Source organism: Paracoccus aestuariivivens, from assembly GCF_009711225.1.
In the GTDB taxonomy this organism is placed as follows: domain Bacteria; phylum Pseudomonadota; class Alphaproteobacteria; order Rhodobacterales; family Rhodobacteraceae; genus Paracoccus; species Paracoccus aestuariivivens.
Genome location: NZ_WMIE01000001.1, coordinates 16,817 through 31,892, shown reverse-complemented (window position 1 = coordinate 31,892; position 15,076 = coordinate 16,817). Strand labels below are relative to the sequence as shown.

The following is a 15,076-nucleotide window of genomic DNA, read 5'->3' as shown; positions in this document are numbered from 1 at the left end:
CGCGATGCTGCGCACCGTTCTGTCGTCACTTTGTGTCGTCTTGGCGTTGTCGACCCCGTGCCTTGCCGAACAGGCCGGAGGATCGGGATTGCCTCCACCGAGGACGCAAGCCGAATGGATAAAGGCAGCGCAGCTTCGACTGGGATTGAATGTGAGTGCTCGGATGTGGGTGCTGGAAAGTCCGAAGCGGGGGACCAAGGGTGAAACCGTCACGATTGGCTTCAGGATCAATCCGGACGGAAGCCTCGCGGATGTCGCAATCGTCAAGGCCAGCGATGGTCTGTCGGCACGGACACTGGCGAATTTCGTGAAAGCGTTCGAGGGGATGCCGCGGATGCCGCCTTTCCCGCCGGACATGAAGAGAAAGTCCTATGTTGCGACCGTGCCTTTGAGACTAAACTGAAACAAAGAAAAAGCCGCGACCCATAAGGCCGCGGCTTTCTGCGGGACGTCCTGGGTTGGATCAGTCGGCGCTGGCCTCGCCCAGACGCAGACCCGCCGGGGCGTTGATCTGTGAAACGGGGCGGACATCTTCGGCCAACTCACCCGACAGGGCGCGGTCAAGCTGTTCACGGTCCAGCGCGCCTTCCCAACGGCTGACGACGACCGTGGCAACGGCATTGCCGATGAAGTTGGTGATCGAGCGGCATTCCGACATGAAGCGGTCGACGCCAAGGATCAGCGCCATGCCAGCGACCGGAACCGTCGGCACCACCGAAAGCGTCGCGGCCAGCGTGATGAAGCCAGCGCCGGTCACGCCCGCAGCACCTTTCGAGGACAGCATCGCGACCAGCAGCAGCAGCACCTGTTGTTGCAGGCTCAGATCGGTGTTCGTCGCCTGTGCGATGAACAGCGCGGCCAGCGTCATGTAGATGTTGGTGCCGTCGAGGTTGAAGGAATACCCGGTCGGGACGACCAGTCCGACGACGGGGCGGGCGCAGCCGGCTTTCTCCATTTTCTCCATCAGCGCGGGCAGGGCGGATTCGGACGAGGATGTGCCCAGAACCAGCAGGATCTCGGTCTTGAGATAGGCGATCAGCTTGAAGATCGAAAAACCGTTGGCCAGACAGACCGTGCCAAGGATCACGATCACGAACAGCGCCGAGGTCAGGTAGAAGGTGCCGACAAGCGTCGCCAGATTCACCACCGAGGCGATGCCGTATTTCCCGATTGTAAAGGCGAAGGCCCCGAAGGCACCGATCGGCGCGGCCTTCATCAGGATGTCGACGACGCGGAAGACGACATGGCTGAGGGTCTCGAATAGCGCGACGACGGGCTTGGCCTTGTCGCCGACAAGGATCAGGCCGATGCCGAACAGGATGGCGACGAACAGCACCTGCAGGATGTTGCCCTCGACAAAGGCGGAAACCAGCGTGGTCGGGATGATGTCCATGACAAAGCCGGTCAGCGAGGTCTCATGCGCCTTTTCGGCATAGCCCGAGACCTTGCTGGCATCCAGCGTCGCCGGATCGATATTCATGCCCGCGCCCGGCTGGATGACATTCGCGGTAATCAGCCCGACGACCAGAGCCAGCGTCGAGAAGGTCAGAAAATAGGCGAACGCCTTGCCGACGACCGAGCCGACGCCTTTCAGTGTGCCCATTCCGGCAAGGCCGGTGACGATGGTCAGGAAGATGACCGGAGCGATGATCATCTTCACCAGCTTGATGAACGCATCGCCAAGCGGCTTTAGCGCCTCGCCGGTTTGCGGGAAAAAGTGCCCGATCATGGCGCCAAGGACGATGGCGGTCAGCACTTGGAAGTATAGGTGACGATAGAACGGACGATGTTCGTGGGCGGCCGGCTGTGCCGACGTGTCAATTTGCATTGAGGCCTCCTCCAACCTGCGATGACAGTTCTGTGGCGGCTATGTTAACCGTCGTGCATGCACTGCCCAATTTTCCCGCGCATAGCAGCAATGCGCTGATTTCATGGGGATTTGGGCGGGAATGTCCCGTATAAACGTGTGGTTTTCCGCACATCGTTATTCTGGTAGTGTGGTAATCCACACATGGATTGGAAAGCGCACGTGTCGCCAGATCATGATTCGATACGTCGCTGGTTGCCCGTTTCGTGGGTGGCGGTCGCGTTACTTCTGGGGGTGCTGGTGCTTGGCGCCTGCTTCCAGATCACCCACCGCGCCGCGCTGGCCGATCTGAAGGCCGCGCAGGAAAACGACATGCGGGCGCGGATGCAGGCGCTCGAGAGTGTGCTGTTGCGTCAGCGCGCGGTGACGACCGTGCTGGCGGATGACGGATTGGTTCGCCGCGCTTTGCTTGAGCCGGATCAGACGAACCGCGATCGCGTGTCGCGTAAGCTGGACGGGCTGCGCGAGCAGACCGACAGCGCGGTGATCTATCTGCTGGACCGCAACGGTGTGGCCATCGCGGCCTCGAACTGGGATGAGAAGGTCAGTTTCGTCGGTCAGGACTACAGTTTCCGCGACTATTTCAGCGAGGCGATGCAAAACGCCGAGGCGACGCAATTCGCGTTGGGCACGATCAGCAACCGCGCGGGCCTGTATCTTTCGCATAGCGTTGCACCAGACGACGGTGGTGCATCTGCGCTGGGGGTAATGGTGGTCAAGGTCGAGTTTGACGGCCTCGAGCGCAATTGGGCAAACGCGAAAGCCCGCACGGATGTGGTGGATGCAAACGGCCAGATCATCCTGTCCAGCGATCCGGCGCGGCGCTTTGTTCCGGCGTCGGCGGCCGACAACATGGCGGTGACGGCATCAACCGATGTTCCGGGCACGGATTGGGTGATGACCGTCACCGGCTCGGCACGGCCCGCGCTTTACGCGGCGTTGTTTGCGACCGGAACGGCTGGTTTCGGACTGACGCTGCTGGCGGTGCTGGGCGGATTTGCCTTGCGTGCCCGGCACAGGACGATCAGCAGGATGCAGGCCGAGCGCCGTTATCGCGCCGATCTGCAGCATGCCGTCGATGAACGGACCCGCGCACTCTCGGATGAAATCCGCGAACGACAGGTGGTCGAGCAGCGGCTGGACCGGTTGCAGGCCGAAATGGTGCAGGCCAACAAACTGGCGGCTTTGGGCCAGATCACGGCGGGGGTCGCGCATGAGGTCAACCAGCCCCTCGCGACTATCCGGCTATTGGCCGAGAATGGCGAGGCGTTGCTGTCCACGGGGGCGACCTCGGATGTGGCTGACAACCTGTCCAGCATCCGGCGCATGACCGAGCGCATTTCGCGCATCACAGACCAGTTGCGCGGTTTTGCCCGCAAGGCCAAGGGCGAGCTTGGTGCCGTCCCGTTGTCGGATGCATTCGATGCGGCCCTGCTGCTGACCACGCGCGGTCAGGGCACGCAGCATGTCCGCATCGAACTGCCGCCGATCCCTTCGGACCTTCGCGTGGTTGCGGAAACGGTCCGGCTTGAGCAGATACTGGTCAATTTGTTGCAGAACGCCCAAGAGGCGCTGGCGGAAACGCCCGATGCCCGGATCACCGTAACGGTCGAGGCGGGCCGCATGGTGCGGATCGTCGTATCGGATAACGGCCCCGGCCTGCCCGAGGAGATCGCCGCGCAGCTGTTCACCCCGTTCCTGACCAGCAAACCCAGCGGAATGGGTCTTGGGCTGGTCATTTCACAAGACATCGCCCGCGAATGCGGCGGTAGCCTACGCGCGGCACCGTCGCGGCCGGGGCAGGGTGCGAGCTTTATCCTTGATCTTCCGAGGGCCGAATGACCGACTGTATTCGCATTGTCCGCCTGATAGATGACGATGCCGATCTGCTGGCGGCGCAGGTTCAATCCCTGCGGATAGCAGGCTTCACGGTGCAGCCATTCGCTTCGGCCAGCGATGCGCTTGAAGGGCTGGGCGCGGACTTCCCCGGCGTGATCCTGAGCGACGTGCGGATGCCCGGCATGGATGGGTTCGAGTTGTTCCAACGTGTCCAGTCGCTGGACGCCGAACTGCCGGTGATCTTGCTGACGGGGCATGCCGATGTGCCCATGGCCGTCGCCGCGCTGAAGCAGGGGGCGTATGATTTCCTGTCCAAGCCGGTCGGATCGGACAGTCTGGTCGCCGCGCTGAACCGCGCCTGCCAGTCCCGCGCTTTGGTGATCGAGAACCGCACTCTGCGCCAGAAGGCTCAGGAACGACTGGCGCGAGAGACGCGGTTGATCGGGCAAAGTCCCTTCATGCAGCACCTGCGCGACAATATCGAACGCATTGCGCAAGCAGACGGCGACGTGCTTCTGGTAGGGCCAAACGGCTCGGGCAAGGAAACAATCGCGCGCGCGATCCACAGGCAAAGCGCGCGACGGGGGCGCGGTTTCGTCCATGTGGCCTGCGCGGCGCTGGACGAGGCGCATTTCGATGCCGAGCTGTTGGGCCTCGATTCCGCAGGGCGGACGGGGCGGGGCGTGGGACGGCTGGAAAAGGCCCATCGCGGTACGTTGTATCTTGATCGGTTGGACAGTCTCGGGTCCGGCCTGCAGGCCCGCTTGCTGTCGCTGATCGAGGCGGGGGAACTATGGCCCTCTGGCGCAGCCTCGCCGCGACCGCTGGATTTGCGCGTGATCGCTTCGGTCGAGGGCGAGCCGTCGCAATTGCTGCGCGAGGGGCGGTTGCGTCCGGATCTGTATTACCGTCTGTCTGGCGTGGCGCTTACTTTGCCTCCGCTTGCCGATCGCCGCGAGGATATTCCCGAACTGTTCCGCCATTTCCTGCTTGAGGCCTGCGAACGGCTGGAGGTGTCGGTTCCGGCTTTGACTCCGACCGTGCGCGCGCGGCTGTCGGGGCATGACTGGCGCGGCAACCTGCGCGAGTTACGTCAATTCGCCGAGGCTCATGCGCTGGGTCTGTCGCCCTTCGAGGCGCAGGGCGGTTCGGATGCGCCGCGCGGGCTGACCGATCTGATGGCCGAATACGAAGCGGGCCTGATCCGCGAGGCGTTGCGTCTGGCTCAGGGCAATGCGACCCGTGCGATGGAACGCCTGCAACTTCCGCGCAAGACGTTCTATGACAAGCTGACCCGTCACAGCATCCGTCCCGCCGATTTTCGCGGCAATGACCCAAGCTGAACGGTGCCATGGGCGGGATTCGGATTGGCCCGCCGATAGTGCTTGGCCTGCGCAAAGCCGCGCGGTAAGACGGCAGTCCAGAAGTCGAACGGAGCCTGAGGATGGACGCCACCGACCGGATTGCTCGGACAATCGCCAATGAAATCAATGCATCTGCCGCGCAGGTTGTTGCTGCGACAGGTCTGCTGGATGGCGGCGCGACCGTGCCTTTCGTCGCCCGCTACCGCAAAGAGGTGACGGGCGGGCTGGACGATACCCAGCTGCGCAATCTGGCCGAACGATTGGCCTATCTGCGCGAGCTTGAGGCTCGCAGGAAAGCGATCCTTGAATCGATCAAGACGCAGGGCAAGCTGACGGATGAATTGACCCGCGCCATTGTCGGGGCGGAAACCAAGGCTACGCTGGAAGACATCTATCTGCCCTATAAGCCCAAGCGCCGGACCAAGGCGATGATCGCGCGCGAAAACGGCCTTGAGCCGCTGCTGCGCGCGATCCAAGACAATCGCGGTGCCGATCCCGTGGCGCTGGCGGCAAGCTATCTGACCGAGAACGTCGCGGACCAGAAGGCCGCCTTGGACGGCGCGCGCGACATTCTGGTTGAGGAGCTTTCCGAAAATGCCCCGATGCTGGGCCGCCTGCGCGAATTCATGCAGACCGAGGGCCAGATCACGGCCAAGGTCACCCCCGGCAAAGAAGCCGAGGGCGCGAAGTTCAGTGATTATTTCGATCACGTCGAGAAATGGTCGGCCATTCCGGGCCATCGGGCGCTGGCGATCCTGCGCGCGGCCAAGGAAGAAATTCTGACCATCGAAATCGCGCCCGAGGCCGAAACCGGAACCGCTCGGGCCGAAGGCATCGTGACCTCGGCCATCGGTCGTCTGGGGAACGCGCCCGGCGATGCCTGGCTGCGCAAGGTCGCTAGTTGGGCGTGGCGGGTGCGGCTGTCGAATACGATGTATATCGACCTGCTGACCGAGTTGCGGACCCGCGCCCATGCCGAGGCGATCCGCGTTTTCGCGCGCAATCTCAAAGATTTGCTGTTGGCTTCTCCTGCTGGTCCTAGGGTGACCATCGGACTTGATCCGGGTATTCGCACCGGCGTCAAGCTGGCGGCTGTGGATGCGACCGGCAAGTTGCTGGAAACTGCGACACTGTATCCTTTCCAACCCAAGAACGACCTGCGCGGGGCCGAGGCCGCGCTGGCTGCAACGATCCTGCGCCACAAGGTCGAACTGATCGCCATCGGCAACGGCACTGCCAGCCGCGAGACCGAGCGCATGGTGGCCGACGTGCTCAAGCGACTGCCGGACAGCGTAAAAGCTCCGGTCAAGGTCATCGTCAGCGAGGCGGGGGCCTCGGTCTATTCGGCCTCGGAACTGGCGGCCAAGGAGTTCCCCGATCTGGACGTGTCGCTGCGGGGTGCCGTCTCGATCGCCCGCCGCTTGCAGGACCCGCTGGCGGAACTGGTCAAGGTGCCGCCGGAGTCGATCGGCGTCGGCCAGTATCAGCATGACGTGGACCAGCGCCAATTGGCCAAGACCTTGGAAGCGGTAGTCGAGGATGCGGTGAACGCGGTTGGCGTCGATCTGAACACCGCCTCGGCCCCCTTGCTTGCGCATGTCGCGGGGCTGGGGCCGTCGCTCGCGCAAAACATCGTGGCGCATCGCGATGCCGAAGGGGCGTTCGCCTCGCGCGCGGCGCTGAAAAAGGTTGCGGGTCTGGGTCCGCGGGCCTTTGAGCAATGCGCAGGCTTCCTGCGCATCCGAGATGGGAAAGAGCCGCTTGATGCCTCCTCCGTCCATCCCGAGGCCTACGGCGTTGCCCGCAAGATCGTTGCTGCCTGCGGGCGCGACATTCGCCAGATCATGGGCGACGGGGCGGCACTGAAAGGCGTCCGGGCCGAGCAGTTCGTGGATGAGAACTTCGGTCTGCCGACCATCCGCGACATTCTGTCGGAACTGGAAAAGCCCGGCCGTGACCCTCGACCCAGCTTCGTGACCGCCAGCTTTGCCGAGGGGGTCGAGGATATCAAGGATCTGAAACCCGGCATGTCGCTGGAAGGGACGGTGACCAACGTCGCGGCCTTCGGCGCCTTCGTCGATATCGGCGTCCATCAGGACGGTCTGGTCCATATCAGCCAGTTGGCCGACCGTTTCGTGAAGGACCCGAATGAGGTGGTGAAGGTCGGCGACGTGGTCCGCGTCCGCGTGACCGAGGTCGACGTGCCCCGCAAGCGCATCGGTCTGACCATGCGCAAGGATGGCGGGGCCAGCGCGCGTGACGCGCAAGCCGAACGAAGCCCCAAGGCACAGCCTGCGCGGGGGCCGAAATCTGCGCAGCCCGCCGCCAAGGATGAGCCGGGGGCATTCGGCGCGGCGTTGCTGAACGCCCTGCGGAAAAACTAAAGCGTCAATAGCGCGGCGCGGAAGTCGCGGTCCGACAGGACCACTTCTTTCGTGCCAAGCTGTGCCGCTCGCGCCAAGGCGCGCGAGGTTTGCCTCTGAGCGAATTCGACCGCATCGGTCAGGCTGCGACCGCGACCCAATGCAGCGGTGATCAAGCCCGCAAACAAATCGCCCGTCCCCGCCATCGCCACCGGCAGGCGCGGGGTCGGATGGCGTGTCACGCCGTCGGGACCAAGGATGACGCTTTCCAACATGTCGCTTGCCGTTTCCTGCAAGCGGCAGCCTGTCGCGATCAGTTGCGCGCCTGCGGCCAGATGCAGCGCATCGAATGCGCGGGGCAGATCGGCCAGTTCCCTGATCGGTTGGCCGGTCAGATAGGCGATCTCGAACGGGTTCGGGGTCGCGATATCGGCTTGCGGTAGCAGGTCATCTTTCAGGACGGCGGCGATGATTTCGGGGACATAAAGGCCCGGTGCGTCATCGCCCATGACCGGATCGCAAAGATAGATTAGGGCGGGATTGGCTTCCTTTGCCTTGGCGATGAACTCGGCCACCAGTAGCGCGACCTCGACCGAGCCGATATAGCCGGTCACGACAAAAGCGGCGCGTTGGGGCAAGTCGCGCTCCCACGCGCCTTGCAGAAGGTCCGCAAAGAAATCGGCGGGCAGCGCCCTTCCGCGCAAGGTCGCGTAATCCGGCGTGTTCGAAAAGACCACGGTCGGAATGGCCGCGACCTCGAGCCCCGCGGCCTGCATCGGAAACACCGCCGCGGAATTGCCGACATGACCCAGAACGACCTGACTTTGGATCGAGATGACCAGCGGAGGTGTCATGCGCCGCCCTCGAGCCTGCGCGACCAGTCCTCGACCTGACCGCTTTCCAGCCGCCGGATCGCGTAGCGCCGCCAACCGTCGGCCAGCACGTCCAGCGAAGCGATGCCGTGCAATTCGCGCAGGTTCATCCGGTCAATATAAAGCGCGTGCCACAGCCTGTGCAGCGTCCAGTCCGGTGCGACCCTGTCCACCAGTTCGATCATGTCATCGGGAGCGACCTGACCCGCTTGCAAGACGCGGTAATACCAGCCGGTGCGTCCGGTCTTCTGCACGCGACGGGCCATATCCTCGACCCCGATCCGGCGCGTCAGTTTCCAGCAGGGCTGCCGACCTTGGCTGACCTGCACCAAGGCGCCGCCGAGCCGGAAGATGTCACCGACCGAAACCGTGTCCTCGGTCATGCCAAGGGTCGAGATATTCTCGCCAAAGCCGCCCGCCGTGGACAGGATCGGCAGGTCGCCAAGATCCGTGCGCCACGCCGCATAGTGATCGAACGGGTAATGGTGGACGGCCTTTTCCGGTCCGCCATGCACGCGCAGATCGGCCTGCTCGTCGCCCTCAAGCCCGGTGGTACCAAGCTGCAAGGGCCGGTCAACAACGGATTTGTCGATGCCGCTGACCTGATCGGTATCCGGCAAAGGGGCGATACGGCCAGTCAGAAGCGTGATTTGTGGCATGGCGACCTCGGCTTGGGACACCAGACTAGCCGTTCGTGCCACGTCTACAAGCGTGTTCGAAAACGGAAAACGCCCGCCAAAGCGGCGGGCGTCCAGATCATGCGAAGCGGATCAGAAATCCCAGTCTTCGTCTTCGGTCGCGACGGCCTTGCCGATCACATAGGACGAGCCGGAACCCGAGAAGAAGTCGTGGTTCTCGCTATCGGGCGACAACGCGGCCATGATCGCCGGGTTGACCTCGCAGGCGGCGGGCGGGAAGAGCGCCTCATAGCCGAGGTTCTGCAGCGCCTTGTTGGCATTGTAATGCAGGAAGGCTTTGACGTCCTCGGTCAGGCCGATACCGTCATAAAGCTCGGCGGTGTATTTCTGCTCGATATCGTAAAGATCGAAGATCAGCGCGAAGGCGAAATCCTTCAGCTCTTGCTGCTTTTCGGCGGACAGCTTCTCGGCAGCGCGCTGGAACTTGTAGCCGATGTAATAGCCATGCACCGCCTCGTCGCGGATGATCAGGCGGATCAGGTCGGCGGTGTTGGTCAGCTTCGCGCGGCTCGACCAGTACATCGGCAGATAGAAGCCGGAATAGAACAGGAAGCTTTCCAGGAACACCGAGGCGATCTTGCGCTTCAGCGGGTCGGAACCCGCCTTGTATTCGTCAAGGATCAGCCGCGCCTTGGCCTGCAGATGCGGGTTTTCCTCGGACCAGCGGAAGGCCTCATCGACCTCTTTGGTCATGCACAAGGTCGAAAAGATCGACGAATAGCTGCGCGCATGGACGGCTTCCATGAACGAGATATTCGACAGCACCGCTTCTTCATGCGGGGTCTGCGCATCGGGCATCATCGAGGGCGCGCCGATGGTGTTCTGCACCGTGTCCAGAAGCGTCAGCCCGGTAAAGACCCGGATGGTCAGCTCGCGCTCTTCGGGGCGAAGGGTGGCCCAGCTTTGCACGTCATTCGACAGCGGCACCTTCTCGGGCAGCCAGAAATTGACGGTCAGGCGGTTCCAGACCTCAAGGTCTTTCTCATCGTCCAGCCGGTTCCAGTTGATGGCGCGTAAAGGGGTCCGCAGCACTTGATCCTTCATCCGAAGAACCTTTCTTTTGTGTTCAAATATCCTCGGGGGGTGCGGGGGGCAGACAGCCCCCCGCCAGCGACGCGGGTCACAGGCTGCAAGAAACGCAGCCCTGCACCTCGGTTCCCTCCAGCGCGGTCTGGCGCAGGCGGATGTAATAGATCGTCTTGATGCCCTTCTTCCACGCATAGATCTGGGCGCGGTTGATGTCGCGGGTCGTGGCTTCGGCCGGGAAGAACAGCGTCAGCGACAGGCCCTGATCGACATGCTCGGTCGCCGCCGCATAGGTGTCGATAATCGCGTCGGGGCCGATCTCATAGGCGTCGCGGTAATATTCCAGGTTCTCGTTCGACATGAACGCAGCCGGGTAATAGACGCGGCCGATCTTGCCTTCCTTGCGGATCTCGATCTTGGCGACGATCGGGTGGATCGAGCTGGTCGAGTTGTTGATATAGCTGATCGAGCCGGTCGGCGGCACCGCTTGCAGGTTGCGGTTGTAAAGCCCGCTCGCCATGACCGAAGCTTTCAGCGCCGCCCAATCCTCACGGGTGGGCAGGGTCACGCCTTCAAACACCCGCACCACATCCGCCGAAACCGGCAGCCAGTCGCGCGAGGTGTATTTCTCGAAGAACGACCCATCGGCATATTTCGACTTGTCGAAATCCTTGAAGGTCGAGCCATGTTCCTGCGCCAGCAGGTTCGAGGCGCGGATCGCGTGATAGGCGACGGCGGCAAAGTAAACGCTGGTGAATTCGACACCCTCGGGCGAGCCGTAATGGATGCGCTCGCGGGCAAGGAAGCCATGCAGGTTCATCTGGCCCAGACCCACGGCATGGGCCTCGTCATTGCCGCGACGGATCGACGGCACCGACTCGATCGAGGACATTTCCGACACGGCGGTCAGGGCGCGGATCGCGGCCTCGACGGTCGCGCCGAAATCCGGCCCGTCCATGGTCGCGGCGATGTTCAGCGAACCAAGGTTGCAGGAAATATCCGTGCCCAGATGCGAATAGGACAGGTCCTCGTTGAACTCAGACGCCTCGTTCACCTGCAGGATTTCCGAACACAGGTTCGACATGGTGATGCGCCCATGGACCGGGTTCGCCTTGTTCACCGTGTCTTCGAACATGATGTAGGGATAGCCGGATTCAAACTGGATCTCGGCGATGGTCTGGAAGAACTCGCGGGCGTTGATCTTGCGCTTCTTGATGCGCTTGTCATCGACCATCTCGGCATATTTCTCGGTGACCGAAATCTCCGAGAAGGGCACGCCATAGACCTTTTCCACGTCATGCGGCGAGAACAGATACATGTCCTCGTTCTTCTTCGCCAACTCGAAGGTCACGTCGGGAATGACCACGCCCAAAGACAGCGTCTTGATGCGGATTTTCTCGTCCGCGTTCTCGCGCTTGGTATCAAGGAAACGCAGGATGTCGGGGTGGTGTGCGTTCAGATAGACCGCGCCCGCGCCCTGACGCGCGCCAAGCTGGTTGGCGTAGCTGAAGCTGTCTTCCAGCAGTTTCATCACCGGAATGACGCCCGAGGATTGGTTCTCGATGCCTTTGATCGGGGCACCGGCCTCGCGCAGGTTGGTCAGCATCAATGCAACGCCGCCGCCGCGCTTGGACAGCTGCAGCGCCGAGTTGATCGAGCGCCCGATCGATTCCATGTTGTCTTCCAGACGCAGCAGGAAGCAGGAGATCAGCTCGCCGCGCGACTTCTTCCCGGCATTCAGGAAGGTCGGCGTCGCGGGCTGGAAACGGCCCGAGAGGATCTCTTCCATGAAGCTCATCGCCAGCTTCTCATCGCCACGGGCGAGTGCCAGCGAGACCATGACCACGCGGTCCTCGTAGCGCTCAAGATAGCGCTGACCGTCGCGGGTCTTCAGCGTGTAGCTGGTGTAATATTTGAACGCGCCAAGGAAGGTCGGGAAGCGGAACTTGCGCTTGAAGGCGGCGTCCCAGATCACGCGCTGGAAGTTCTTGGAATACTGGTCCAGCACCTCGGGCTCGTAATAGCCCTCTTCGACCAGATAATCGAGCTTCTCGTCCAGCGAGTGGAAGAAGACCGTGTTCTGGTTCACATGCTGCAGGAAATACTGATGCGCGGCCTTGCGATCGGCGTCGAAACGGATGCGACCCTCACTGTCGTAAAGGTTCAGCATCGCGTTCAGCGCGTGATAATCAAGCTCGGCCTTCACGCCATCGTCAAGCATTCTGTCCCCCAGAATTTGTCCAGCCCGGCCAATACGCGGGCGATGTCGGTTTCTGTCCCGGCCAGCTCGAATCGATAGAGCAGGGGGACGTTGCATTTGTCAGAGATGACCTTGCCCGCAAGGGCAAAGGTCGTGCCGAAATTCCGGTTGCCCCCGGCGATGACCCCACGAAGCAGCTTGCGGCGGGTCGCGTCGTTCAGGAAATGGATGACCTGTTTCGGCACGGCGCCCCGACCTTCGCCATCGGCATAGGTCGGGCATATGAGGACATAGGGCGTGGCCGGTTCTGGCATCTCGTCCGAAGGCGAGATCGGGATTCGCGCGGCCTCAAGATTCAGCCGCGCGACGAAGCGCGCGGTGTTGCCGGAAGCCGATGAGAAATAGACCAGCCCGCCCATCGGTCGTCAGGAAAGACGGCCGATCATGTCGGGACGGAAGCCGGCCCAATGTTCTTCCCCGGCGATCACGACGGGGGCCTGTCGATAGCCGAGCGAGGTGACCAGTTGCATGGCCGCGTCATCCTCGGTCAGGTCCACGACGTCATAGCTCAGCCCGCGGGCGTCCAGCGCGCGCGTGGTGGCGGTGCATTGCACACAAGCGGGTTTGGAATAGACGGTGATGCTCATGCCTGTGGTCCCTTTTTATTAGTCACGATCCCGCAGGCAGCGACGACAACCGGACATCCCGCAGGAAACCTCGCCGGAACCAGTCAATCGCGAACTACCTACAGTTGCATTCACGCCTAAGGGCGACCGAATTTGGGTCCGGAATCGCATGGCCTCGTCGGCGCGTTCACCCAGTATATAGATAACGAATGGCGTTCGCTACCCATATCTTGTGGCTCAAACAAAGAACGCGCCGTTAATCAGTCTGGGGCGTGATTCTGTGAAAGGTTGTGCGGATAAGCGCATTCAAGGTCCATGGTTGTGGGGGCCTTGCTCCGGAGGATGGCATGATCCGGCGGTCGAGGGGGCCGCTTCTAGTCATGCGATCCCCATCCGTCCACAGCAAAAATCGCGTCAAATTCCATAATCGGTCATGCTTGCCGGTTCGCTGCTTCGCCTCAGATCGTGAGGTCCGTAAAGCTTTCCTGTGACTTCAATATCTTCGGCCAGAAACGATTTTGGCTGCCCATCGTCCCCGCAAAAGGGCGAGCGTGTTTTGCGAGCAACATTCCTGAACAATGCAGCGCCGTGCCCACATTCGGGCCGAATCTGGTGATGCGAAGCGGGGCGTGAATCAGGACTTTTGCCACGTGACGCGCGCACCAGTCCGCACATTTGTCCGACGCTGTTCGACCGGCCCGCTTGCAGATGTTCTGCGCCGCCTGCCACCAGTGGCCGCTCGATGGAAGGCCATATCATCATCTGCATGGCGTTGCTGCGGACCGGCCAAGCTGCCATTCTGTCGCCCGAAACACAGGAGATTCCGATATGAAAGTTCGCTATCTGCACACCATGGTCCGCGTGCTCGACCTTGAAAAGTCGATGGCGTTTTACCGGCTGCTGGGGCTGGAGGAGATTCGCCGCATCGATAACGACAAGGGCAGATTCTCGCTGGTGTTCATGGCAGCTCCGGGCCAGCCGGAATGTCCGGTCGAACTGACCCATAACTGGGACGGCGATGAGGGGCTTCCCTCGGATAGCCGCCATTTCGGTCATCTCGCCTATCGGGTCGAGAACATCTACGAGATGTGCCAGCAATTGATGGATGCGGGGGTGACGATCAATCGCCCGCCGCGCGACGGTCATATGGCCTTTGTGCGTAGCCCGGACAATGTCTCGATCGAATTGCTGCAAGAGGGTGAATCCCTGCCGCCGCAAGAACCCTGGGCCAGCATGCAGAATACCGGTCACTGGTGATCGCACTTGACCTGCCAGCACAAACTGGCGGGTCATTCGTTCAGTAGATGTAGCGGATCTGTTCCAGCCAGAAACGCTCGATCCGGCGCCATTGCAGGTTCACGGCTTCGATCGCCGGATCGTCCAACACGCCCGACAGGGCCAGACCTTCGGCATGGCGGGCGAATAGGGCGCAGACATGGTCACGGACATCCTGCCCTGAGGAGGTCAGCCGGACCCGCACCGCGCGCCGGTCCATGTCACAGCGTTCGTGACTGACATAGCCCAACTCGACCAGCTTTTTCAGATTGTAGCTGACATTCGAGCCTTGATACATCCCGCGCGACCGAAGCTCGCCCGCCGTCACCTCGGAACCGCCAAGGTTATAGATCAGCAGCGCCTGTACCGGAGTCAGGTCGGAACGGCCCAATCGCTCGAACTCGTCCTTGATCAGGTCCAGAAGCAGACGGTGCAACCGTTCGAGCAGTTGCAGGCTTTCCAGATAGGCATCCGCGCGTGCCACGTCTGGGGCGGGCCGCAATGACGGCACGGGCCGGACCGGGCTGTGGCTGGGCTGTGGCATTGGTTCATCCCGTTCAAGGTCTTGTTGCCAGCGACCATGAACGAGATTTCCGAATCTCTGGTTAATCGACGCGACGATTCCGCCGGTTTACCTAAAAATTTCAGGATTTTGGCGTCAGGCGGTCGGTCGCGAATCCTGCAATCACGTCCAGCAGTCCGACCAGTTCCTTGGGGCCAGGATGCTCTCCGCCGATCCGCGCGGTGATCCAGGGATAGATGTCCTGATCGTTCTCGTTCAGCAGCGTCTCGTACAGGTCCACATCGGCGGCGGAAAGCTTTTCGAGTTCGGTGTCCGAGAACGGGCCAAGGATCAGGTCCATTTCTTTCATGCCGCGCCGCCAGCTGCGCATCTGCAGCCGTTTGAGCCTTGCTTCTTCCATGTGTTCGTTCGCCTTTGGCTTGT

Annotated in this window: 14 protein-coding genes; 5 read left to right on the top strand and 9 right to left on the bottom strand. The window is 61.9% G+C overall.

Annotated features, from left to right (window positions below; all coding sequences use genetic code 11):
* Window positions 1–4 precede the first annotated feature (4 nt).
* Window positions 5–403: an energy transducer TonB gene (locus GL286_RS00145; protein ID WP_155093536.1), complete on the top strand. Its 399-nt coding sequence runs from the start codon at window positions 5–7 to the stop codon at window positions 401–403.
* 60 nt (window positions 404–463) lie between these two features.
* On the opposite strand, the gene GL286_RS00140 is transcribed toward GL286_RS00145, so the two are convergent.
* Window positions 464–1,828 (bottom strand): dicarboxylate/amino acid:cation symporter, encoded by a 1,365-nt coding sequence (locus tag GL286_RS00140; protein ID WP_155093535.1) that lies wholly within the window; start codon window positions 1,826–1,828, stop codon window positions 464–466.
* A gap of 201 nt (window positions 1,829–2,029) precedes the next feature.
* Between GL286_RS00140 and GL286_RS00135 the strand changes: the two genes are divergently transcribed.
* The 3 genes from GL286_RS00135 (at window position 2,030) to GL286_RS00125 (ending at window position 7,454) form a co-directional block, all read left to right on the top strand.
* On the top strand, window positions 2,030–3,709 hold the full coding sequence (locus GL286_RS00135) for a sensor histidine kinase (protein ID WP_343038794.1): 1,680 nt from the start codon (window positions 2,030–2,032) through the stop codon (window positions 3,707–3,709).
* A complete protein-coding gene (locus GL286_RS00130; protein ID WP_155093533.1) occupies window positions 3,706–5,049 on the top strand; it encodes a sigma-54-dependent transcriptional regulator in 1,344 nt (447 codons plus the stop codon). Before GL286_RS00135 ends, GL286_RS00130 begins: the two co-directional genes overlap by 4 nt.
* Before the next feature lie 101 nt (window positions 5,050–5,150).
* On the top strand, window positions 5,151–7,454 hold the full coding sequence (locus GL286_RS00125; protein ID WP_155093532.1) for a Tex family protein: 2,304 nt from the start codon (window positions 5,151–5,153) through the stop codon (window positions 7,452–7,454).
* Here GL286_RS00125 and pdxY read toward each other — a convergent pair.
* The 6 genes from pdxY to nrdH form a co-directional block, all read right to left on the bottom strand.
* On the bottom strand, window positions 7,451–8,287 hold the full coding sequence (pdxY, locus tag GL286_RS00120) for a pyridoxal kinase (RefSeq protein WP_155093531.1): 837 nt from the start codon (window positions 8,285–8,287) through the stop codon (window positions 7,451–7,453). The two genes, GL286_RS00125 and pdxY, sit on opposite strands and share 4 nt — an antisense overlap.
* Window positions 8,284–8,964 carry an MOSC domain-containing protein gene (locus tag GL286_RS00115; RefSeq protein ID WP_155094472.1) on the bottom strand — a complete coding sequence of 227 codons (681 nt, stop codon included), beginning with the start codon at window positions 8,962–8,964 and terminating at the stop codon, window positions 8,284–8,286. Before GL286_RS00115 ends, pdxY begins: the two co-directional genes overlap by 4 nt.
* A 111-nt stretch (window positions 8,965–9,075) precedes the next feature.
* Window positions 9,076–10,047 carry a class 1b ribonucleoside-diphosphate reductase subunit beta gene (nrdF, locus tag GL286_RS00110; RefSeq protein WP_155093530.1) on the bottom strand — a complete coding sequence of 324 codons (972 nt, stop codon included), beginning with the start codon at window positions 10,045–10,047 and terminating at the stop codon, window positions 9,076–9,078.
* A 76-nt stretch (window positions 10,048–10,123) separates the two neighbouring features.
* Window positions 10,124–12,250: a class 1b ribonucleoside-diphosphate reductase subunit alpha gene (gene nrdE / locus GL286_RS00105; RefSeq protein ID WP_155093529.1), complete on the bottom strand. Its 2,127-nt coding sequence runs from the start codon at window positions 12,248–12,250 to the stop codon at window positions 10,124–10,126.
* Entirely contained in the window at window positions 12,232–12,648 is a 417-nt protein-coding gene (gene nrdI, locus GL286_RS00100; protein ID WP_155093528.1) for a class Ib ribonucleoside-diphosphate reductase assembly flavoprotein NrdI, read from the bottom strand. The genes nrdE and nrdI overlap by 19 nt, the downstream gene beginning before the upstream one ends.
* Before the next feature lie 6 nt (window positions 12,649–12,654).
* Window positions 12,655–12,876, bottom strand: a complete 222-nt coding sequence (nrdH, locus tag GL286_RS00095) for a glutaredoxin-like protein NrdH (RefSeq protein WP_155093527.1) — start codon at window positions 12,874–12,876, stop codon at window positions 12,655–12,657.
* Window positions 12,877–13,683: 807 nt separating this feature from the next.
* Here nrdH and GL286_RS00090 point away from each other — a divergent pair.
* Window positions 13,684–14,112 carry a VOC family protein gene (locus tag GL286_RS00090; RefSeq protein WP_155093526.1) on the top strand — a complete coding sequence of 143 codons (429 nt, stop codon included), beginning with the start codon at window positions 13,684–13,686 and terminating at the stop codon, window positions 14,110–14,112.
* Window positions 14,113–14,152: 40 nt separating this feature from the next.
* On the opposite strand, the gene GL286_RS00085 is transcribed toward GL286_RS00090, so the two are convergent.
* Window positions 14,153–14,674, bottom strand: a complete 522-nt coding sequence (locus GL286_RS00085) for a MarR family winged helix-turn-helix transcriptional regulator (RefSeq protein ID WP_155093525.1) — start codon at window positions 14,672–14,674, stop codon at window positions 14,153–14,155.
* A 100-nt stretch (window positions 14,675–14,774) separates the two neighbouring features.
* Window positions 14,775–15,053: an FAD assembly factor SdhE gene (locus GL286_RS00080; protein WP_246184787.1), complete on the bottom strand. Its 279-nt coding sequence runs from the start codon at window positions 15,051–15,053 to the stop codon at window positions 14,775–14,777.
* Window positions 15,054–15,076: the final 23 nt, after the last annotated feature.